Source organism: Thiomicrorhabdus hydrogeniphila (assembly GCF_054656895.1).
On sequence record NZ_BAAHXL010000001.1, the window covers coordinates 2725938 to 2749823 of the forward strand.

Annotated in this window: 17 protein-coding genes; 11 read left to right on the forward strand and 6 right to left on the reverse strand. The window is 38.1% G+C overall.

What is annotated here, in order from left to right; translation table 11 throughout:
- Window positions 1-61 precede the first annotated feature (61 nt).
- The 9 genes from rep (at window position 62) to ACYQ0E_RS12345 (ending at window position 13161) form a co-directional block, all read left to right on the forward strand.
- Entirely contained in the window at window positions 62-2095 is a 2034-nt protein-coding gene (gene rep, locus ACYQ0E_RS12305) for a DNA helicase Rep (RefSeq protein ID WP_460188518.1), read from the forward strand.
- 30 nt (window positions 2096-2125) lie between these two features.
- Complete coding sequence (locus ACYQ0E_RS12310; protein WP_460188519.1) at window positions 2126-3310, forward strand: iron-containing alcohol dehydrogenase; 1185 nt, start codon at window positions 2126-2128, stop codon at window positions 3308-3310.
- A 119-nt stretch (window positions 3311-3429) separates the two neighbouring features.
- Window positions 3430-4368, forward strand: coding sequence for an OmpA family protein (locus ACYQ0E_RS12315; protein WP_460188520.1), 939 nt, complete (start codon window positions 3430-3432; stop codon window positions 4366-4368).
- Window positions 4369-4485: 117 nt separating this feature from the next.
- A complete protein-coding gene (locus ACYQ0E_RS12320; protein WP_460188521.1) occupies window positions 4486-5148 on the forward strand; it encodes a transglutaminase-like cysteine peptidase in 663 nt (220 codons plus the stop codon).
- Between the two features lie 71 nt (window positions 5149-5219).
- Window positions 5220-7160, forward strand: coding sequence for a bifunctional diguanylate cyclase/phosphodiesterase (locus ACYQ0E_RS12325; protein WP_460188522.1), 1941 nt, complete (start codon window positions 5220-5222; stop codon window positions 7158-7160).
- A 283-nt stretch (window positions 7161-7443) separates the two neighbouring features.
- The gene (locus tag ACYQ0E_RS12330) at window positions 7444-9636 is read left to right on the forward strand and encodes a type I secretion system permease/ATPase (RefSeq protein ID WP_460188523.1); all 2193 of its coding nucleotides are present in this window, start codon (window positions 7444-7446) and stop codon (window positions 9634-9636) included.
- Window positions 9637-9639: 3 nt separating this feature from the next.
- Window positions 9640-11070 (forward strand): HlyD family type I secretion periplasmic adaptor subunit, encoded by a 1431-nt coding sequence (locus tag ACYQ0E_RS12335; RefSeq protein ID WP_460188524.1) that lies wholly within the window; start codon window positions 9640-9642, stop codon window positions 11068-11070.
- 94 nt (window positions 11071-11164) lie between these two features.
- On the forward strand, window positions 11165-11758 hold the full coding sequence (locus ACYQ0E_RS12340; protein ID WP_460188525.1) for a response regulator transcription factor: 594 nt from the start codon (window positions 11165-11167) through the stop codon (window positions 11756-11758).
- A gap of 62 nt (window positions 11759-11820) precedes the next feature.
- Complete coding sequence (locus tag ACYQ0E_RS12345) at window positions 11821-13161, forward strand: TolC family outer membrane protein (protein WP_460188526.1); 1341 nt, start codon at window positions 11821-11823, stop codon at window positions 13159-13161.
- A gap of 349 nt (window positions 13162-13510) precedes the next feature.
- Here the strand turns inward: ACYQ0E_RS12345 and ACYQ0E_RS12350 are convergent, their stop codons facing one another.
- The 3 genes from ACYQ0E_RS12350 to ACYQ0E_RS12360 are packed head-to-tail and all read right to left on the reverse strand — an operon-like array spanning window position 13511 to window position 16045.
- Complete coding sequence (locus tag ACYQ0E_RS12350; RefSeq protein WP_460188527.1) at window positions 13511-14197, reverse strand: sulfite exporter TauE/SafE family protein; 687 nt, start codon at window positions 14195-14197, stop codon at window positions 13511-13513.
- A 40-nt stretch (window positions 14198-14237) separates the two neighbouring features.
- Window positions 14238-15782, reverse strand: a complete 1545-nt coding sequence (locus ACYQ0E_RS12355) for a YifB family Mg chelatase-like AAA ATPase (protein WP_460188528.1) — start codon at window positions 15780-15782, stop codon at window positions 14238-14240.
- An 11-nt stretch (window positions 15783-15793) separates the two neighbouring features.
- Window positions 15794-16045 carry an accessory factor UbiK family protein gene (locus ACYQ0E_RS12360; RefSeq protein WP_460188529.1) on the reverse strand — a complete coding sequence of 84 codons (252 nt, stop codon included), beginning with the start codon at window positions 16043-16045 and terminating at the stop codon, window positions 15794-15796.
- A gap of 186 nt (window positions 16046-16231) precedes the next feature.
- On the opposite strand from ACYQ0E_RS12360, the gene ACYQ0E_RS12365 reads away from it, so the two are divergent.
- Complete coding sequence (locus tag ACYQ0E_RS12365) at window positions 16232-17287, forward strand: GGDEF domain-containing protein (RefSeq protein WP_460188530.1); 1056 nt, start codon at window positions 16232-16234, stop codon at window positions 17285-17287.
- Between the two features lie 128 nt (window positions 17288-17415).
- Here ACYQ0E_RS12365 and ACYQ0E_RS12370 read toward each other — a convergent pair whose 3' ends face one another.
- From ACYQ0E_RS12370 to topA, 3 genes are all read right to left on the reverse strand, one after another.
- On the reverse strand, window positions 17416-18099 hold the full coding sequence (locus ACYQ0E_RS12370) for an SPOR domain-containing protein (RefSeq protein ID WP_460188531.1): 684 nt from the start codon (window positions 18097-18099) through the stop codon (window positions 17416-17418).
- Window positions 18100-19863 (reverse strand): arginine--tRNA ligase, encoded by a 1764-nt coding sequence (gene argS / locus ACYQ0E_RS12375; protein WP_460188532.1) that lies wholly within the window; start codon window positions 19861-19863, stop codon window positions 18100-18102. It lies immediately after the preceding gene.
- A 234-nt stretch (window positions 19864-20097) separates the two neighbouring features.
- Window positions 20098-22617: a type I DNA topoisomerase gene (gene topA / locus ACYQ0E_RS12380; protein ID WP_460188533.1), complete on the reverse strand. Its 2520-nt coding sequence runs from the start codon at window positions 22615-22617 to the stop codon at window positions 20098-20100.
- A gap of 342 nt (window positions 22618-22959) precedes the next feature.
- On the opposite strand from topA, the gene ACYQ0E_RS12385 reads away from it, so the two are divergent.
- A complete protein-coding gene (locus ACYQ0E_RS12385) occupies window positions 22960-23886 on the forward strand; it encodes an ATP-binding protein (RefSeq protein ID WP_460188534.1) in 927 nt (308 codons plus the stop codon).

Here is a 23886-nt window from a genome sequence, read left to right on the forward strand (position 1 = left end):
TTATGATATTGTACCTTTTCTTCACCTTATAAATTAAAAAGCATAAGTAGCAAAATCATCCATGCACAGTTTAAACGAAAGACAACGCCAAGCCGTAAAGCATATTGAGACTCCAACCTTAGTTTTGGCGGGAGCAGGTTCAGGCAAAACGCGTGTAATTACCGAGAAAATTGCCTATTTAATCCGTAAATGCGATGTGAAATCACATAACATTTACGCGGTGACTTTTACCAATAAATCGGCAAAAGAGATGAAGGAACGTGTTACCAAGCTTTTAAAAAATGAAAATACCACCGGGCTAAATGTTTCGACCTTTCATAACTTAGGGTTAAACATTATTCGTCGTGAGTATAAAGCGCTGGGTTACAAGTCTAACTTTTCGATTATGGATGCGGCCGATAGCGGGCAAATTTTAAAAGAATTAATGTTTAAACAAACGCTAGACCCTGATCTTTTAGATGGCGTGCAGTGGGATATTTCTAACTGGAAAAACGCCCATATCTCACCACAAGAAGCCTTAGACAACGCCGAAGATGCCCAACAACAAGCGCGTGCTATTTTGTACCAGGCCTACCAAAAACAGTTAAAAGCATACAATGCAGTAGACTTTGATGACTTGATTGGCTTGCCTGTCAGCCTATTTAACGATAACCCTGATATTTTAGAAAAATGGCAAAATAAAGTACGTTATTTATTGGTGGATGAATACCAAGATACCAATGCATCGCAATATGCGTTGGTAAAACAATTGGTAGGTATTCAAGCGCGCTTTACCGTGGTGGGGGATGATGACCAATCCATTTATGCTTGGCGTGGTGCGCAACCAGAAAACTTGGCCATGCTTAAAGAGGACTTTCCTTCTCTTGAACTGATTAAACTTGAGCAAAACTATCGCTCAACCAACCGAATTCTAAAATCAGCCAACCAACTTATCTCAAATAACCCCCACGTATTTGAAAAAAGCTTGTGGAGTGAAATGGGCGCTGGCGACCCTTTACGCGTCATTGCCTGTGCCAATGAAAACCAAGAAGTTGAGCGTGTTGTTTCTGAAATTATTGTGCATAAATTTAAGCACAAAACCAAAAACCGAGACTACGCCATTTTGTACCGTGGCAATCACCAAGCCCGCTTAATGGAACGTGCCTTGCGTGAACAGAACATTCAATATGTAATTTCAGGCGGTAAATCGTTTTTTGACCATGCCGAAATTAAAGATATTATGAGTTATCTGCGCATTATTGTTAACCCAGATGACGATGCCGCTTTTTTACGAATTGTAAACACCCCCAGACGTGAAATTGGAGCCACCACTCTTGAAAAACTCGCTACCTATGCAACAGGCCGTGGCATTAGCTTGTTTGATGCCACACAAGAGTTTGGCTTAACCACAATTTTGTCTGACAAAGCATTAAAACGCGTACAGTATTTTGGTGAACAATTATTGAGTTGGATAAAAGAAGCCGACAGTGCTTCTGGTGAAGAAGTCCCCTCTTTTGTAAAAGCCTTAGTTGAAAAAATTGAGTATGACAACTGGATTCATGAAAACGCCAGCAGCCCAAAAACCGCCGAACGCCGCATTAATAATGTACGTGATTTAATTTTGTGGATTGAACGCATTGTTAATAAAGCATTAGAAAATGATGGCGAAGAAAAACGCCTAGAAACCATTGTGACGCACATGGCCTTAATGGATATGATGGAACGCAATGAATCTGATAAAGAACATGACATGGTCAGCTTAATGACCCTGCATGCCTCAAAAGGTTTGGAGTTTCCACACGTGTTTTTAATTGGTATGGAAGAAGAGCTGCTACCGCATAAACAAAACTTGGAATCACCCGGCCTGGAAGAAGAACGCCGATTAGCTTATGTTGGAATAACCCGTGCACAACGTTCTTTAACCATGACTTACGCCACCAAACGAAGAAAATACGGTGAAGACATGCGATGTGAGCCCAGCCGTTTTTTAGAAGAATTACCATCCGAAGCATTACAATGGGAAGGCAAACCTGGCGTTGTCGTATCCAAAGAAGAACAAATGGAAACCGGTAACGCGCACATTGCCAACTTAAAATCGATGTTTAAAAAAGACTGATGATTAAAGACCAATCAACAAGGAGACGTTATGACGATTGCAACTTTTGAATTTACCCCTATGCCACACATTCATTTTGGTTGGGGAATTCGTCATAATCTCGTTAAAAACTTACAAAAGCAGGCTTATACCAGCGTTGTATTAATTACAGGTAAAACCATTGCACACCCGGGTAATTTTGGCGATCAACTATACCAAACATTAAAATTAACAGGCCTGGTAAAACACTTTATTATCTCTGGTGAACCATCGCCTGATATTGTGGATGAAATTGTTCAGCAATGTGATTCTGACACCGACATCGTCATTGGTTTAGGTGGGGGCAGTGTGTTAGATGCCGCTAAAGCCATTGCTGGACTTATTCCCAGCCAAACATCGGTTATGGACTATTTAGAAGGCGTGGGTGCTGGCAAAAAGTTTCACGTGGAAACCTGTCCTTTTATTGCCATACCAACTACGGCGGGTACAGGTAGTGAAACCACTAAAAATGCGGTGTTATCACGTATTGGGCAATTTAAAAAATCTTTTAGAGACAATCAATTACTCGCTAAAGAAGCATGGTTAGACCCTGAGCTATTAACCACCTGTCCTAAAGAGGTTTTATATTCAACAGGAATGGATGCTTTTACACAATTATTAGAATCTTACACCACCCTAAAATCCAACCCAATTACCGACGCTTTAGCCTGGCAAGGCATGACCTTATTTAAAGACGCATTTGAAGACATTAATAGTAGCGATAAAAATCGCCAGCAATCAGGTTACAGCAATTTAATGTTAGCCGCGTCTCTGTCTGGTACTACCTTAGCCAATTCAGGATTAGGTGCGGTACATGGTTTAGCCGGGCCAATTGGTGCATTTTTTAAAGCACCACACGGTATTGTGTGCGCGCGTCTACTTGCTCCAATTACCCAAAAAAACATTGAATCGCTTGAACAAAACAAGTCAGAACACGCTAAAAAAACTTTGTATAAATATCAACAAGTAAGCCAATTATTTAACCCTGACTTAACCCAAAATGCACTTTTACCAGGCCTGGTAAAAACGTTAAATGACTATGCAAAACAATACACTCCTCAAGGTTTGTCTGAATACGGTTTGAATAATGATGATATTCAAACCATTATTAACCACTGCCGAACAGGTAGCATGCTTGGTAATTCCGTTGTTTTAACTGACAAACAATTAAGTCGCGCTATAAAAAAATCTTTTTAAGTGTTATAAAACTAAGTTAATAGGTATTTTTCCCTTTTTTCGTTTTAACCACAGTAAAAAAAGGTGTATACTTGGCCGTAAACTTTTAAAACACTCAACAAATCTTGAGACTATAAATAATGAAACCACTAAAAAGCCTTTTTGCAATCACTCTAATTGCCGCCTTTTCACATGCTAACGCTAACGAGACTAAACCTATTCCATTGGACTACAATCCAGCCGGTCAAAAAACAGAAGCATTAGAAAGCATTCCAAAAGTTGATGCCACTTTAGTTGAAGGCAGTTATAAAGACTTAGACCAAGATGGTGTACCAGATAAACTGGATCACTGTCCAAATACTATTTTACACTCGGATGTTGATGCTAAAGGGTGTGAGCTCGATTCTGACCAAGATGGTGTTTTTAACCGTTTAGATTATTGCCCAGGCACCGCGCCAGGTGTGAAAGTAAATCGCTTTGGTTGTGAAGAAGATGAAGATAAAGATGGTGTTTACGACAGTAAAGATCAATGCCCTGGCACGCCACAAGGCACGGTTGTTGATGAAGTAGGCTGTAAAGCCATTTTAGATACCGACAAAGATGGTGTTAATGATTCTGACGACCTTTGCCCTAATACGCCAGAAGGCACAAAAGTAAATTCACATGGTTGTGAACCACAAGTATTTGCCCTAGCCAATATTGTATTTGATTCTAATGACGATAAAATTCGCCCAGATCAAGTTGCCAAACTAAAACATGATGCTGGCGTGTTAAGCGATCTTAAAGATAACCAAGTTGTTTTAATTACTGGTCATACGGACTGGCAAGCCAAAGCTGACGTTAATGAACGTTTATCGTGGAGACGTGCCAATAGCACCAAAACATTCTTAGAAAACGAATTAAATTATGAAGCTAACCGCATTTATATTAACGGTAAAGGTGAAATGAACCCTATTGCAACCAATAAAACAGCACAGGGTCGTCAAGAGAACCGTCGCATTGAGCTTAAAGTTATTAATATTGATGAACTACCTTCAGATGCTAAAGAAGTTATTCCCCCTGCAATGCTTGTAAAATAGCTCATAACGTAAACAATGTATTAACCAAGCTTAAACGTTAGGTTAATTGCGCTAACTTTAAAAATAAAGGCAACCATTTGGTTGCCTTTATTTTTTGCAGTGACTACACTTAATTTTATGACTCTTTCTCTCTCAAAACTTCTTACCCTCACTGTGCTATTAAGTGCCATGGTTACTGTTTGGGTAACGGCTGGAGAAGCACCCCGAGTTGTGACCCAACAAGAAATAGACCAGACTAAAGCCAAATACGGCTCTAGAGCTGCCGATCGTCTTGTTCAATGGCAAGAGCTTGTTGATGAAAATCAAAATGAATCCGAAGAAGACAAACTTGAAATCGTCAATGATTTTTTTAACCGAGTTCACTACGTTGACGACATTGTTCACTGGCATAAAAAAGATTATTGGGCCACCCCTCTAGAAATGTTAGCAACTGATGCCGGTGATTGTGAAGACTACTCCATAGCAAAATACTTCACGTTAAAAGCATTAGGCGTACCTGAACGCAAACTCTATATTACTTACGTTAAAGCAATACGTTTAAACCAAGCACACATGGTTTTGACTTATTTTAAAACACCAAAATCGGTTCCATTGGTTTTAGACAATCTCAATAAACGTATCTTAAAAGCCAGTAGACGAACCGATTTAGTACCGATATACAGTTTTAACGGTGACGGCCTTTGGCTTGCTCGTGAACGAGGTAAAGGAAGATCCGTTTCAGGCGGTACTTCTAAACTAAAAAACTGGAATAATTTATTACAACGCTTACAACAACAATGATAAGCGATAAACCCAAAAATTAAGCTAAAATATAGCACAACACTCAAGCGTTGAATTTAAAGGACTTAGGTATGAGTTTAAACAAACAGATGATTCTTTTTATCGCATCCATGCTGATAATATTGTTATTGGGAACCTTTGCCTTAAATTTAAACAACACAAAAACTTTTCTGCAAAATCAACTGCAATCACACGCTCAAGATACAGCAACCTCTTTAGGCTTATCGCTCAGTAGCTTAGAAGACCCTGAAGACATATCAAGCATGGAAACCATGATTAACGCGGTATTTGACCGTGGTTATTATGATCATATCTCACTGACAGATATGGATAAACACATACTTTACAACCGTGAAAACACCCAAAGTATGGACGATGTGCCGGATTGGTTTATAAACACCATAAAACTAAAAGCTCCTGATGCTCAAGCCTTAGTACAATCTGGTTGGATACCCATTGGTACCCTCAGTGTGCAAAGTCATGCTGGCTATGCCTACCAAGAACTTTGGAAAAGCGTTATTAACCTGTCTATTTGGTTTGCCATTGCCGCTTTAATCATTATTTTAATTGTTATTTATACCCTTAAAATCATGTTAAAACCGCTAAAATACATGGAAAAACAAGCTGAAGCCATTGTTAAAAAAGAATATTTAATTCAAGAGCATCTGCCATCAACTATTGAATTTAGAAACGTTGTATCTGCCATGAACGCTATGGTAAATAAACTGCAAACGGTTTTTGAACGTGATGCAAATACGGCCGAGAAACTTCAAAAAATGGCCTACCAAGACAGCGTTACCGAACTCAGCAATCGTCGTCATTTTGAGATGATTGTCGACACCCTACTTGATCCAAACGAAGAACTACCTGAAGGAATGATCTGTTTAATTCGTGTAAATGAATTAAAAGAACTTAATGATCAATTTGGTTACATGGTGGGTGACCAATTAATGAAAACGCTGGCTGATAATATGCGAAGCAATCTATCTTGTGAACAAAGCCTTTTTGCTCGCTTAAATGGAACAGAACTCGTTGCCGTTTTACCAGGCCTGGTAGCAAAACAACTTGAAAAACCAAGTAATCTCATTGCCAATTCATTCTCTTCAGTGCTTAAGGAGATACAAGCGACAGATGCTGCCACTTCAATTTCGGTCGCTTATACAGATTACCAGCCAGGCCAAAGTCGCGGCCCTATTCTTGGTCATTTAGACTTTGCCATTGAACAGGCTGAAAAACAGGGTAAAAATAGCGTTTACTACTACAACACAAAACAAAACGAGCAAAACCATGAGCACTCATGGGAAGAAACCATTACCCAGGCTATTACCGATAAACGATTTCTTATTTTTCAACAAAGTGCTTATGACGTTGATCATAGCGTTCATGATCAAGAACTCTTTATACGCCTAAAAGATACGGATGGCACCATTCGTTCAGCAGGCTACTTTATGTCTGCGGTTGAACAGCTAAATAAAAGCACGGAAATTGACCAACTGGTTATTAATTTAGTAATTCAATATTTAAAAACTCACTTAGAATCCAATGTACTCGCCATTAACTTATCTAAAGCCGTGATTGAAGATGAAGGATTCCATAAAAACCTTATTCAAATATTAGCCAATCACGCTAAATTTGCCCATAGGTTAGCCTTTGAACTGCCAGAACGTTTAATCAATGACAAAAAAGGGCTTACGTGGCCACTTATTTCCGAACTTAGACAGTTTGGTGTAAATATAGGTATTGATCATTTTGGGACACGCCTTGCCAATATGCGTTATTTAAAAGATTTACGTCCAGACTATGTCAAGCTTGATTCTGCTTTTAGTAAAGCCATTGAATCAGATGAACAAACTCGAAACTATGTATCTAGTTTATGTGAATTAGCCGACAGCTTAGATATTGATGTTATAGCAATGGCCGTAGAAAATGAAGCTCAGCTTAAAGCGTTTACAGACCTTGGCGTTAAATACTCACAAGGTTATTATTTTGGAGCACCGACAGCGCTGACTTAAAAGCCAGCATAGTTAAAAAGAACGGACTTAAACATTGGCACAAATAACGTTTTAAGACAGTTTTTAGGCTCTTTTTAAAAGAAAAACGCCTTATAAAAAAAAGGAAAAAATTACCATATATTTTTTTATATCTATTGATAAGTATAACCATATATACTTGTACAAATTATGCTAAGATTCCAAGTCGTTATTTTTATCACCTTTTTTCGTGACCAGGCATATAATCAGCTTAGGACAGTCTAAATTAAACTTAACTAATTAATGAAGTAGGAACTCGCTAGCTATGAGAGAGCAGGCAGAACACGCATCATCACCTCAAGATATTGAAGATAATTCAAGGCTTGATGCTGTCGATTCTGAATTAAAAAGTCCATTGCTTGACTGTTTAGTCATTTATACAAAACTAAATAGACACCCCTATTCTAAAGATTCTCTAATCGCAGGTTTACCTCTCGACGCAGCAAATATTACCCCTGAAATCTTCAACCGAGCGGCTGAAAGAGCCAATATAGAAGCCACGTTTGTAGAGCGCAAACTTGAAGACATATCCAACCTAGTTTTGCCCTGTATCTTGACACTAAAAAATCATCAAGCTTGTATTTTAGAAAGCATAAATATTGATGAAAATATCGCTACGATTATTTTGCCCGATGCTCCAGAAGGTTCAAAACAAGTTTCTATCGAAACACTCAATGAAGATTATTTAGGGTATGCCATCTACTTAACAGGCAAATCTAACCACCAGCATAAAACAGAAAACTTAATGGGTTTTCAAGAAGGCCATTGGTTTTGGGGAACCGTTTGGGCATCTAAATCCATCTATAGAGATGTACTTATTGCATCTATTGTTATCAATATATTTGTTTTAGCCAACCCTCTCTTTGTAATGAATGTCTACGACAGAATTGTACCTAACAACGCTGTAGAATCATTATGGGTGCTTGCCATAGGCGTAAGCGTTGTATACATGTTTGATATTATCTTAAAGTACCTGCGCTCATACTTTTTAGAGATTTCAGGTAAAAAAAGCGACGTTATTATGTCTGCCAAACTCTTTGAGCAAACTCTCGGATTAACCATGGAAAACCGTGGTGGTTCAATTGGTGTCTTTGCCAATCAACTAAAAGAATTTGATAGTATTCGCAGCTTTTTCACCTCTGGCACCATCGCCACCATTGTTGATTTACCCTTTTTATTCATCTTTTTAATCGTTATTTTTTACATTGCTGGTGCGATTGTATTAATTCCAATTGCAATTATTTTATTAATTTTGCTTTATAGCTTCTTAATGAAAGGCCCTATACAACGTGCTATTGAAGCAACCTACGAAGCAAGCAGCCAAAAAAATGCCGTCTTAATAGAAACCCTTACCGCAATGGATACCATTAAATCACTAGGTGTAGAAGCTCGTGCACAATGGCGTTGGGAACAAGCGGTGGGAGAAATTGCTAAAGCCAGTTTAAAATCAAAAATGTTGCAAAGTTCTTTAGGTAGAGTAACCAGTTTTATGCAACAAATGAGCACCGTTGTCATTGTGCTTGCGGGTGTTTATATTATTCAGGAAGGCGACTTAACCATGGGTGGTTTAATTGCTACCGTTATGCTCAGTCAACGCGCTATTGGGCCTATGGGGCAGTTTGCCAATTTAATTACCAGTTACCAGCAGACCAAAACAGCGTTAAACTCATTAAATGAAATTATGGCCAAAGAAGTTGAGCGTCTACTACACAAACGTTTTATACAGCACCCTGTTTTTGAAGGTCGCATTGAATTTATTAATGTTTCATTTACCTACCCAGGTGAAACCAAAGCAGCATTAGATAATATTAGTTTTGTGATAGAACCAAAAGAAAAAATCGGCATTATAGGTCGAATCGGCTCTGGTAAATCCACCATAGAAAAGCTTATTTTAGGTTTTTATGATGTTGACGAAGGTTCTATCTTAATTGATGGCATCGATATTACACAGCTCGATCCAGCAGAACTTCGTCGCAATATAAATTATGTTCCGCAAGACATAACCCTGTTTAGTGGAGATGTAAGAGACAACATTTCTTACCGAGCACCTTATGTAGAAGATTCCACCATTTTAAAAGCAGCACAGCTAGCTGGTGTAGATGATTTTATTAAACTCCATCCTTCTGGCTATAGCCTAAAAGTAAATGAAGGTGGTAGCTCATTATCAGGCGGACAACGTCAAAGCATTGGTGTTGCTAGAGCATTATTAATTGAAGCACCAATTTACCTATTTGATGAACCAACTAATGCGATGGATGCTAGAACTGAGCAGATGATGATTAATCGTTTACAACAAGGAACACTCAAAAGCACCACTTTAGTAGTAACTCACAAAATGAGCTTATTGCAATTAACAGATCGCTTGATGGTTATTGAAAACGGCAAGCTCATCGCTAACGGGCCTAAACAGACTGTTTTAGAAGCCCTAAAAAGCGGTAAAATCAATAAGACTACATAAGCCATGACAAAAGAAACTAAGCCTTTACAACCTGAAAATACAACAGACGAGCAAAATATTGTGCCGTCTGAAGACGTTCAGCCAGAAGTGATACAAAAATCTCATAAAGAAAAAATTGCCGAGCAAGACATTATTTACATGTCGAGCCTAAGTCAAGCGGCCCTTGAAAAACCAACCGTTAAATCTCAAATGATTGTTTGGGTTATTTTACTTGTTATTATCTGGCTTATTGTTTGGGCTAATTACGCCGAGTTAGATAAAATTGTGAGAGGTGAAGGTAAAGTTGTTCCTTCATCACAAATACAAATCATACAAAACTTAGAAGGCGGTATTGTTGATAAGCTCTATATTCACCCTGGTGATATTGTCAAAAAAGGGCAAATACTTCTAAAGCTTGATAATACTCAATTTGCAAGTTCGTATGGCGAAAGTGAACTTAAAATTGCAGATCTCACTGCAAAATCTCAGCGTTTAGCAGCTGAAGCTTTTAATAAACCTTTTATTGTAAGCAAAACGCCGTCAACCAATCCTGACATACAAAAACTTTACGACCGAGAATACTACCTTTATCAAGCTAGACAAAAACAGCTTCATACAGGGGATGATATTCTCGTTCAACAAATAGAACAAAAAAAGCTCGACCTTAAAGATGCATACAGCCAAAAAACACAGCTTAGCCGTTCTTTAGCTCTACTCAGAAAAGAATTAAGCCTTATGAAACCGCTTGTTGCACAAGGGGTTGCCTCTGAAGTAGATTTGCTTAAATTACAACGAGAAGAAAATGATGCTTTAACTAAATTAAAAGGGGTTGAATTCTCAATACCAAGGTTACAGTCTGCTATTTCAGAAGCTCGTTCAAAACGTATAGATTCAAATGAAAAGTTTGAAAATGACGCACACGAAGAAATGAACAAGGTGCTTGCCGAAAAAGAGCAACTTATTAAATCAAAAGAAGGTTTAAAAGATCGTGTTGACCGTACAGACATTAAATCGCCAGTTAATGGTACGATTAAACAACTGTTTGTAAATACCATTGGTGGGGTTGTGCAACCTGGTAGCGATATTGTAGAAATTGTTCCTGAAGACGATTCATTAGTGTTAGAAACCAAAATTCTTCCATCAGACATTGGCTTTGTTTATCGTGGCCTTAAAGCAAAAGTAAAATTTACCGCTTATGATTTTTCTATTTATGGTGGCCTAGAAGGTACAGTGGAACGAATATCTGCCGATACCATTACTGATAAAGAAGGAAATAGTTTTTATATTGCACGAATTAAAACAGACAAGAATCACTTAGGGTCTTCTGCAAAACCACTCTATCTATTACCTGGTATGACCGCCAGTGTAGATATTATTGTTGGTAAACACTCTGTTTTAGATTACATATTAAAACCGATTATTAAAGCAAAAGATCTTGCTCTAAGAGAATCATAAAAAACCTTTACATTCTAATGGTATTTATATAAAATACGCACTTTGCGGGATGTAGTTAATATAAACACTTATTTAAGAGTTCAAAAATAAACAAATGAAATGCCCTTTAATATTTGTACAAGATCCAAACGCACTTAAAAATTGGTTAAAGGCATGTGGAACTGAATCAAAAATTTTATATGATTTAATCGAATTACCCAATAGATTCGATCCTAAATCACACTTACTTTTAATTCAGATTTCAGAAAGTTCAACTATCGACCAAATTATTGCGTTAGCAAAAGAGTTTGATGTGATTGCCTTTACTAACAGCCCAAACGATGGAGAAGGACTTAAACTCTTTCAAAATGGTGTAAAAGGTTATGTAAACACTTTTGCCACTGTAGAGCGCATAGAACAAGTTTTAGCCACAATCAATGCAGGTAGTATTTGGCTTGGCCAAAGTATCATGACTGCAATGATCAGTTCATTAGATGTAAAACAACAGGCTCAAGAAACTTGGAAAGAAAACTTAACAGAACGAGAGCAAGAAACGGTCGCTAAGGTTTTAGAAAGCAAAACAAACAAAACCATAGCCTCTGAGCTAGACATTACTGAAAGAACCGTAAAGGCACACTTACATAATGTGTTTGAAAAACTTGACGTTACTGACCGACTTGCACTAGTATTAAAAATAAAGAATTCGTAATAATAACAATACATTAGCGCTTGCTAATACAAATTAATTAAATTATCTTTTTAGGCTAAACCATGAAAAACTCAAACTTTAAATCTAAACTTCTCACTTCTGTAGTATCTGCAGCAATTTTGCAGGCCTGTTTTGTGACTTCTAGTTATGCTATGGAGCTTGTGCCAACTATTGAAGATGCTATCATCCATAACCCTGAATTTAGAGAAAAAATTAAAATTCATCAAGGCGCCGCTGCTGAACTGGATGGCGCTGAAGGAAGTTGGCTACCAACTGTAGATGTCGCCGCTGGCGTTGGTCATGAAGAAACCTATACAGATAACAGAGGAACAACCACAGATTTAACGCGTAAAGAGGCGTCAATTCGTATCAAGGAAAACCTATTTGAAGGTTTTAAAACTGAGAGTGAGATTGAACGTAACCAAGCTAAAATGGACGCCGCAGCTTATACGGCAGAAGCAACAGCAAGTGAAGTAGCTTTAAAAATGGCACAAGCCTATGTCAACCTACTTAAAGAGCAAGAATTACTGCGCCTTGAATCTGACAATAGAAAGACGCATGAACGTATCTTAGATCAAATAACACAACGTAGTGAAGCAGGTATTGGTAACCAAGTAGAAGTGGACCAAGCCAAAGCACGTCTTGCATTAGCCATTTCAAACCAACTTGCAGCTCGCAACAACTACAATGATGCCTTAACCGCTTTTCAACGTGTGCTTGGGCGCATGCCAGATAATGACTTAATTAAACCTGATTTAAAATTTAAATTCCCTAAAACCTTAGCTGAAGCAACTGACATTGCGTTGTTAAACCACCCAACTTTGCGTTCTGCAAATGCAGACATTGCTGAAGCTCAGGCTCAACATAGAAGCGCCAAAAGTGCTTATTATCCAACCTTAGATATTGAGCTACTGAAAACACATGATGATGATATTGATGGTATTGAAGGTGTAAATGAAGATTTACAAGCGATGTTGCGTTTGCGTTATAACTTGTACAACGGTGGTAAAGACGTAGCAAACCGCAAACGTACAGCAGCTGGTGTACAACAGGCTGCAGAGATTCGCAATAACACTCGCCGTCAAACCATTGAAAACCTTCGCTATGCTTGGGATGCTAAAAAATACGTTGGCCAGCAGTTAGTCTATGTTAAAAAACACATTAAACTTACTTACGAAACATTAGAAGGCTACCGTAAACAATTTAGTTTAGGTCGTCGTTCTTTGTTAGATTTACTTAACACAGAAGATGAATACAACAGTGCTTTACGTACTCTAGTCAACAGTGAAGCGGATTACACTATTGCAGAGTTTCGTATCTTAAATGGAATGGGGACGTTGATTGACGCCTTAAATGTTAAGGTAGACTACGCTCAAGTAGAAGAGGATTACTCAAACGAGTAATAACAGACTTGTTTTAGCAACAAGCTAAAATCTTAAATTAATCTCTTTAAAAGGCGTTATTAAACGCCTTTTTTATTATGTAATTCCTTAAACATAACTCCGGTGACTACCGGTGACTAATTAAGTACTTTCTTAATACGAAAACACTCTATTTGCGAGTGTTTAAATAAATCTTTATAGACACCGTCCAGACTAATCAGCTTAATTTGTATACCGTTTAAACTTTTACCAGGCCTGGTAAATCCATTAACAACCTCTAAAATAAGTCTAGAGATAAAAAGCTTAATCGTTTGGTTCTTTAAAATAACATTACTATCAAAATACAAACTCTTGTTATTTAATGACCAAATCAAACAGACACACTGTAGGCTAAATATATTTGCCAAATACCCATTAAAATCACACCAAGACCAGCTGTTCTTTTTACCCAAACCATTCTTGATAATCGGGTGAAATAAAAAGCAAATACTCCCATTAACATCAAATTAGGTAAAGTGCCTAAACCAAAAGCCAGCATCATTGCCGCACCACTTATAGCACTGCCCGCCGTTAAGGTCATAATCAACATACTGTACACTAAACCGCAAGGTAACCAACCCCAAACCAGACCATACAACCAGGCCTGGTAATAATGTTTTACTGGCGTCATATTTTTTGCATAGGGCGATATTTTTGCCCATAAAGCCTGCCCAAGCTTTTCAATTTTAACCACACCAAACCACCAACCGCCTAAATACAACCCTAAAGCGATCATAAACAAGCCAGCAATCACTTGTAGAAACTGTTGAGCAGGTAAAAAGGTTGCCAAAGAACCAATACCTGCACCCAGCGCACCAAATACCGCGCCCAATATCATATAACTGGTAATTCGACCAATATTGTAGACTAACTGATAGCTCATCATTTTCCACCAGTTAGTTTGTATTCGGCTTTCTAAACTAAAGGTTAAGCCACCCACTACACCACCGCACATGCCTAAACAATGTACACCGCCTAATATACCGACCACGAATGCCGTAATATAAATTGAGTCCATTAACTAAACATCTTTATAAAATTAAGGTTTTCTTTTTGCATTACATAAAGGCCTTTGAATTTGTTCTATAACTTAAAGCTTCTGCTAAATGTTCAAGCTGAATAGTTGACGTATTTTGCATATCTGCAATGGTTCTAGCTAAACGTAATACTCGATGATAGCCACGCGCTGATAAACCTAAACTTTCAGCCGCTTTTTCTATAAAAGCCTGTTCTGGTTCATTAAGACGAGCAAATTCGATTAATTGATTAGGTGTTAACTCCGCGTTAAAACAACCTTGACGTTGAATTTGTGCCTCTCTAACCGCCGATACTCTCTGCCTCACAGCGTGACTTGATTCTTCGTTATTGGCATTAGTTTGTTTCTGCAAATCTACAATATCAACCGCTGGAACCTCAATATGAACATCAATCCTATCCATTAAAGGGCCAGAAATCTTTTTTTGATAACGCAATATTTGATCTGGAGTATCAGTGCAACGACCTAAAACATCGTCAGCAAAATAACCACTAGGAGAGGGATTCATAGCCGCTATTAATAAACTATTTGCTGGGTAAGTAACATGTTGATTGACACGCGAGATATTAACCGATTTAGTTTCTAAAGGCTCTCTTAACGCCTCTAAAACGGCGCGATTGAACTCGGGTAATTCATCTAAAAACAAAACACCATTATGCGCTAAAGACAAAGCGCCAGGCTTAGGTGATGAACCACCTCCGACCATTGCTGCGGCTGAAGCGGTGTGATGCGGATGAATAAATGGGCGTGAATAAAAAGAATCTTCGGCAATCTGTTGGCCAGCGATAGAACGAATATTGGCAACATCAATCGCCTCATTTGCTGTTAATTCAGGCAAAATAGTAATTAAACGGGAGGCTAACATACTTTTACCTGAACCTGGTGGCCCCACCATCATCATAGAGTGGTGACCACTTGCGGCAATTTCCAACGCCCGTTTTGCTCCCGCCTGGCCTCTTACATCCGCCAAATCTTGCACATAATATGCGCCCTTTTCAGAGGTGAATGAATACTCATCTTCAGATAAACAACCAAGCGGTTCGCCCAATAAAACTTGGCAAGCTTCGCGTAAATCATTCACTAAATACAGATTTTCTTTCAGATCAGGATAGGTTTGTATAAGTAGACGGGCTTCATTGAGATTAGCAGCAGGTAAAATAATTTTTTTATGATCTGAGTTTGCCGCAAGTAAACTTGATATTCCGCCCTTTATACCTCTTAACTCGCCTGTTAAAGCAAGTTCGCCAAAGAATTCAAATTGTGAAATATCTGCAACCTGAATTTGATCAGTAGCAAGCAAAATACCTATGGCTATTGGCAAGTCATAACGACCACCAGACTTTGGTAAATCAGCTGGGGCTAAATTAACGGTAATACGTTTGGGAGGTAATTTAAATCCCGAACTAATTAATGCACTTCTTACCCTATCTTTACTCTCTTTAACCGAGGCTTCTGGCAAGCCTACAATAGAAAGCGAAGGCAATCCATTACTTGCATGCACCTCTACAACAACCCGTGGAGAATCCATCCCCAACACAGCACGTGTAACAAGGCTAGCAACCAACATTGTATTAAGCTCTATTTAGCATTTAGATGCTGTTCAAGTTCAGCCACTTGCTTTTCAAGTTGTTCTAATTTAGCTCGCGTTTTCATTAAAACACCCGTTTGAACATCAAATTCTTCACGCGTCACTAAATCCATTTTATCAAAAGCACTCGATAATACAGACTTAACCTGAGTTTGCATATTAGAAGGCATTTCACCAAATCCTTCGGGAATAATATCTGCTATTTTTTTTGCCATAGATTCTAGTTGAGAAGGGTTTAACATAAGACTTACCTCAAATTCGTTGGTTTAATGCCAAACTATAACGGTTTATCGACATTTTCGCCATATTTAAACAGAGATAATTTATATTAACTAAGTAAATCTTCTATCAGGTAAAGGGCTTTTATTCGTCAATTTTCATGATAGAATCACTGAATAAATACGCATATTCAAAAGGGATGAAGGCCTGTGTTATTAGATATAAAAGACGCACCTGATAAAGCGAAAAGAATTTTTGATAATTTAATTGATGTTTTTGAAGAACAATCGATCAACCCAACCCCTCTAAACTACTATGTTTGGTATGAGTATTACAAAGGTGACAAGCCTAAATTTCGTCAAGAAATGGATGACATACTTAATGATCCGTTTGGCTACAACGACCGTGTTGGCAGACGTTTATACGACGAATTTTTATGCGAAGATGACGAAAAAGGTTCTGAATTTGACCGAGCATTTAGACGTTTAATTGACCTTATGGTCAAAAAAATGAACCTTTGGAGTAAAAAGTTAGAAACCCATACTCAAGAATTAGATGTTTGTAGCTCTAAACTATCCGATCCAAACCTAGACGCGGAACAAGTCAAAGCCATTACCAATACGGTTTTAAATGCGGCAACGGATATGCATCAAAGTAGCATAGCCTTTCAAGAAGAAATGACTCAAAACTCTGATGAAGTCAAAAAGCTAAGACTACAACTTATTGAAGCTCGAGCTGAAGCTATGCAAGATGAGCTTACAGAAGTAGGTAATCGTAAAGCCTTCAATAATGCACTCCGTGAATTAATTATCGACTCTGAAGATGCGCCAGAAAGCTTATGTCTTATTATTAGTGATATTGACCATTTTAAAAAATTCAATGATACCTACGGTCATTTAGTGGGTGATAGCGTATTAAGATATTACGCCAGTATCATGAAAAAAGAAAAAACCGATAGCGAAACTATTTGCCGTTATGGTGGGGAAGAATTTGCAATTTTATTAGCCAATTCATCTTTAGAAGAAGCCGCAGAAAAGGCAGAAAAAATTCGTAAAGGCATTGAATCCGCCCACCTTAAACGTAAAAATGAAGACAAACCTATTAGCACAATTACCTCATCATTTGGTATTGCATGCTACAAAGGGCCTTCAGAAACTGAAGAAGATTTTATCGCACGAGCCGATGAAGCGCTGTACAAAGCTAAAGCAGATGGTCGAAACCGTGTTGTATTAGAAACAGAGTTGTCCTCTTCTAACAAAAGATAGGCCTTTCTAAAACAAACAAAGTTAAACGTTGCGTGCTTGGTTAAAAACAAGACATGCCAAGCATAAAGACTATATTAGTCTGCTTGAAATCAAACGTAATAAAGCGCGTTTAATGAACAACTTAAACCTTATTTTTGGTTTTTAGGTGCTTTTAATAAAAGCGTATCAACACCAAGTTGACGTAACTCATTACGGCGCTTATTCATAATTAAACGATCGGTATATGGTCCGACTCTCAAACGATAATAAGTACGTACCTTAGTGGTTAACACTGAAATCTCAACCTTTTGACCCAGCTTTGCCAAACGTCTTTGCTCTTGTTTGGCTATCGCTTCAGAACCAAACGTACCTGCCTGAATATAATAGGGCTGTTCTAAAACAACAGGAATAGGTTCTGCATCAACCACCACTTCCATCTGCCCCAAACCTTCATAAAAGCTATATTTAGGCTCTTTTTCACTTTGTGCTTGGTCTTGGCTTGTTTCAGGCACTTTAACCGCCTCAACCACCACAGGTTTTGTTTGTAATGTTTGCGAAACTTTATTAACAGATTCAACCGCTTTTTCTTTTATCTCAGTGGCCGTTGTAAAAATGGTTTTGTCTGCTGGGCTATCTGACTTTACCCCTTGAGAAGCAAAATGCTGCGTAACAAAAAAACCGGCTAACAAAACAATGGAAACTAAAAAACCCGCAGCCCATATTTTAGCTACGGGTGACGCTGAGTTTTGAGCCTTTTTAGGAGCTGATTGGGACTTGCGTTGAAACGTTTGTTTACGATGCTGTCCATGACCATGACGAAAATCTCTAGCCATTTACATTTTCTCTGGAGCAGAAACACCAATAATCGCTAGACCATTTTTTAACACTTGCTGTACGGCTGAGATCAAGGTTAAACGTGCTTGACGAACTTCATCATCTTCAACAATAAACTGACTCGCGTTGTAATAGGAGTGCAATCCATGCGCTAAATCTTTTAAATAATAAGCAATTTGATGAGGTTCATATACGGCCGCAGCGCGAGCAATAATTTCAGGGTACTTTGCTAACTCTGTTGCAAGACTAATTTCATGTTCGCCATCTAGTTTTTCTATGGCACTTAAGCCAACAGCCGTATCTAAAGTATAGCCCTGCTGAATTGCTTGCTCCATAACACGACAAATACGAGCATGCGCATATTGAATGTAATAAACAGGGTTCTCATTAGATTTAGACTTAGCCAAATCTAAATCAAAATCCATATGTTGCTCTGACTTACGTTGTACATAAAAGAAACGTGCTGCATCGCTACCCACTTCTTCACGTAACTCACGCAAGGTAACAAACTGCCCGCTACGTGTAGACATAGAAATTTTCTCGCCCCCACGGTAAAGCACGGCAAACTGTACCAATAAAACTTTTAATGCTTCTGAATCTGTGCCCATTGCTTGCATAGCGGCCTTAACACGTGGCACATAACCGTGGTGATCAGAGCCCCAAATATCAATCAAGATATCAAACCCACGTTCAAGTTTATTAAAGTGATAGGCAATATCTGAAGCAAAGTAGGTTTTAATGCCGTTATCTCTAACGACAACGCGATCTTTTTCATCGCCATAATCAGTAGATCTAAACCAAAGAGCACCATTTTTTTCATAGATTTTATCTGCTGATTGTAATTTTTGGATAGCCGCATCAATCACGCCTGAATCCATTAACGAACGTTCAGAAAACCATTCATTAAAATTCACATTAAAACCAGCTAGGTCTTCTTTAATATCACCTAAAATAGAATCGATTGCAGCATTAAAAATAACCTCATAATGCTTAGCACCCAATAAGTTTTTTGCTTTAATAATTAAATCATCAATGTGCTTTTCTTTATCGCCATTCTCTTGTCCTTCATCCGGACTAACACCCGCAAATATCTCTAAAGCAGGTTTTTGTAAAGTACTGCCAAATTCCGCTTGTAAGCTGTCGCAAATAGCGTAAATATAATCGCCTTTATAACCGTTGGCGGGAAAATCAAACTTTTCTCCACACTGCTCTAAATAACGTAACCATACAGAAGTGGCCAAAATATCCATTTGGCGCCCAGCGTCATTTACATAATATTCTTTAGCAACCGTAAACCCTGCAACTTCAAGTAAGTTCGCCACACTAGCACCATAGGCCGCGCCACGTCCATGACCTACATGCAAAGGCCCCGTTGGGTTGGCAGACACAAACTCAACCAATACTGAACGCCCTTGGCCAACATTGCATTTTCCATATTCTGCTTGTTGTTCCAATATGGTATTAACCACAGCAAATTTGGCCGAGTCATCAACAAAAAAGTTAATAAAACCAGGACCTGCAATCTCAACTTTTTGCACAACGTCACAATCGGCTACTAAATCAATAATTTTTTGAGCTAGCTCTCTAGGAGGCATTTTGGCTTGTTTTGTCAGCATCATCGCTAAATTGGTGGCAAAGTCACCATGCGCTTTATCACGCGTATTTTCAACATTGATTCGTGGCGATACGTCTTCAGGAATAACGCCTTGTTGTTTAAGCTGTTGAACTACATCGATCAAAATTTGCGCAATTTGCTGCTTCATGCGAATGTCTCTTTAAATGGTTGTCTGGATTTTAAATGAGATTAACTCAACCTTATGATTAAAATCTCAAAAGAATAGATATTTTATAAAACCAGGTATTTTACTAAATTAAAGAACATTAACGAGGATAATTTCAATTTACCAGGCCTGGTAAATTTACAAATCAAAATAGAAAGGCGTTATAAATGCGTTTAAGACTTAAAACAAGCCTTAAACGTTATGAGACAAAGACCTTTATTCAGATGCGGTCTTTTTGGCAGCAGGTTTACGTGCAGCAGGTTTTTTAGCGGTTGTTTTTTTAGCAGGTGCTTTTTTTGCTGCCGTTTTTTTAGCAGGCGCTTTCTTAGCAGGTGCTTTTTTTACAGCGGCCTTTTTAGCGGGCGCTTTTTTAGCCCCTGCTCTGACTCGTTTCTTAGGTTCTGGAGCTTCATCTAAGCGTTTTTGACATTCGTCAAAATCGAGCTCTAAAGCATCTTCATCTTTGGCAATTTTGGCATTTTTCTTAGTTGTTACGTCAGTAATATAAGGCCCCCAACGTCCCTTTAAGATTTTTACATCCGTACCAGGAAAGGTTTTTATAATTTTATCGGCATCGGCTTGAATTTTATTTTCAATTAACGCCACTGATTCTTCCAAAGTAATACTAAGCGGGTCAAACCCTTTAATTGGCGCATACATTTTAGGGCCATATTCTAAATAAGGGCCAAATGGTCCTTGTTTAGCAATAATAATTTGACCTTTTTCTACACCAAACTCACTACCATCAACCGCTTTGGCTTTGTAAGCTTCTGGCATTTCGCCGACTTCACGAGGTAACTTAAATAATTCAAGCGCTTCGTCTAGGGTCAATAGATCCATTTTTTGCCCAGGCATTAAACTCGCAAAAGTTGGTTTTTCATCGTTTTCACCATCCCCTTCTTGTACATAAGGGCCAAAACGACCAATTTTTACAAACATTGGCTTACCACTTTGAGGGTGATTTCCTAATGAACGAGCTTGCCCAGCTTCTTCACGTGAAACATCTTCAGCGGCAATGACTTTTGGATGAAACTGTCCGTAAAAGTCACCTAACATTTCTTGCCATTGCATTTTACCCTGTGCAATAACATCAAATTTGTCTTCCACCTTGGCGGTAAATTGATAGTCTAAAATATCCCCAAAATGCTTAGTTAAAAAGTTAGTTACAATGCCCGCTATATCAGTTGGAAACAGTTTATTTTTTTCCGTACCTGCCATTTCTGTTAAGGTTTCTGCTTTAACATCCCCTTCACTCAGCGTAATTTGACGGTATTCCCTTGGTTTTCCTTCGCGATCTTCTTTCACCACATAACCACGCTGTTGCACAGTATCGATAGTTGGTGCATAGGTAGATGGACGACCAATCCCCATTTCTTCTAAAGTACGTACCAAACTGGCTTCGTTATAACGTGCCGGAGGACGGCTAAAACTTTGTCTAGCTCCCAGTTCAGCCACACTTAACGCTTGACCAATGGTCATAGGCGGTAATAACCCACCCGCATCTTTGGCATCAAAGTCATAAACTTTTAAAAAACCATCAAAAATAACCACTTCGCCTTTGGCGGTAAATTTGTCATTGGCCAGTAAATCAATACCGACTTCAACGGTGGTTCTTTTTAATTGAGCATCGGCCATTTGTGATGCAATGGCTCTACGCCAAATCAGTTGATACAGTCGTTGTTCATTGCGTTCACCTGTGACATTTTCAACACCAAAATCGGTTGGGCGAATCGCTTCATGCGCCTCTTGTGCATCAGCATTTTTGGTTTTAAAACGTCGTGAATGACTGTACTGACTGCCATAATCTGCAGTAATGACGTTTTTAGCTTGCTCAATCGCCAACTCTGATAAATTCACCGAGTCGGTACGCATATAGGTTATTTTTCCAGACTCATAAAGTCTTTGTGCAACCATCATGGTTTGTTTAACCGAAAAACCTAGTTTAGACGAAGCTTCTTGCTGTAACGTAGATGTGGTAAATGGCGCTTTTGGAGTACGTTTTGCCGGTTTTTCTTCTAAAGAAATTACCGATAAATTCGCTTTAGCAACCGTTTCTAAAAACGCAGTTGCCTCTTCTTCAGTAGCAAAAGTAGCGGTTCTTTTAACTTCTAACACACCGACTTTTTGACCATTATCATCTAATAAATTTAATTCACCTTGAACTCTAAAAACAAAATTAGATTCAAACGCTTCAACTTCACGCTCACGTTCTACAATCAAACGAACCGCTACTGACTGTACTCGCCCTGCCGATAAACCAGTACGAATTTTTTTCCATAAAATGGGTGAAAGCTCAAAACCAACAATACGGTCTAAAATTCGACGTGCCTGTTGAGCATCAACTAAATCTAAGTCAACAGTACGTGGTTCGGCAATAGCGGTTTGAATCGCTGGCTTAGTAATCTCATGAAACACAATACGTTTCGTGGTATTTATATCAAGCTTTAAAGCTTCCGCAAGGTGCCAAGCAATCGCTTCACCCTCGCGATCCTCATCCGTTGCCAACCATACCGTCTCCGCGGTTTTGGCCAACTTTCTTAATTCGGCTACGTTTTTCTTTTTATCCGCTGAAATTTCGTAATTAGGTATAAAGCCATTTTCTAAATCTATACCCATCCCTTTCTTTTGAATATCCCGAATATGACCATAACTCGAACGTACGGTAAAATCTTTACCTAAATATTTTTCAATTGTTTTTGCTTTAGCGGGGGACTCCACTATCACCAAATTCGTCATATAGTTTGCTCTAAAGTTGAAGGGTTAATAAAGATCTTTATATAAGTTGCTTTTACAAATTGATTTTCAAACCAAAAGTCTTAATAATAATTTGCTCTTTTTTTAAGATGCATAATTTTATGTCGATTTGCAAACACTTATTTTGATTTGTCTTTAATTTAGATCTAAGTTCGCTTGATTTGCCTGTATTAATTCAAATTTACGTCATAAGATACGTTTTTTTACTCAATTATTGATATACTAATAACTTATATAAAATATTAAACCGATTTACTTCGTAAAAGACTCGCTTAATGTTTTATTATGCCAATCCATTTATAACTCGTACAGACTGGAACTTGAATGCCTAATTTACACAATGTAAATACTGCAACAGAATCTAAAAACTTGTTATTTGTTGGTATTAAACCGTCTCAGCAACCTGATATTCAACAACGATTGAATGACCTTAACTGTACCTTAACCTTTTGCGACACACCAAGCCTTGCTTTGCAACTATTAAAAAAGCCCGAAACACCTAATTTTAAAGCTTTTATTATTGATGAGAGCCTATTGAAGCATGATGATTTTGAATCTTTTTATAATAATTGTATTGAACCGGTACACGACACCATTCCAATGATTTTGCAAATCAACCCTTCTGGCAATTACAGCGTGGTAAAACAAGCATTAGAAAGTGGCGTTTATTTTTCAATAAATCACCCCTATAACAGCAATAAGTTTAAAACCGTTTTAATGACGGCAAATCATAGCGTTACACAGTTTATTGACATAGAGAGTCGTCAATCTAGTTTTGAAAAAGTTCGGGCGCTTATGCAAAACGCCGTGTTTCACGTTAAAACCGTTCAGGATGCACGAACTCTTTCTTCTATTTTAGCCTTTATGACTCCAAACCAAAAACGTGTATCGGTTGGCCTATTTGAATTAATCATTAACGCTATTGAACATGGAAACTTAGGGATTGGTTATACTGAAAAATCAAACTTAACCATGAGTGCAGATTTACAAAAAGAAGTAGAACGCCGTTTAAAATCACCTGAAAACTTAAAAAAATATGTAACGGTCACGATTAAACGCCTAAAAGACCAAATGCAATTTACCATTAAAGACTGTGGCAGTGGTTTTGATTATACAAACTATTTAGACTTCTCTGAGAACCGAGCAATGGACCATCACGGCAGAGGGATTATGATTGCCAATCAATTAAGTTTTGATCATATTGAATATAAAGAAAATGGCTCAAAAGTCATTTGCACGGTTAATCTTTAA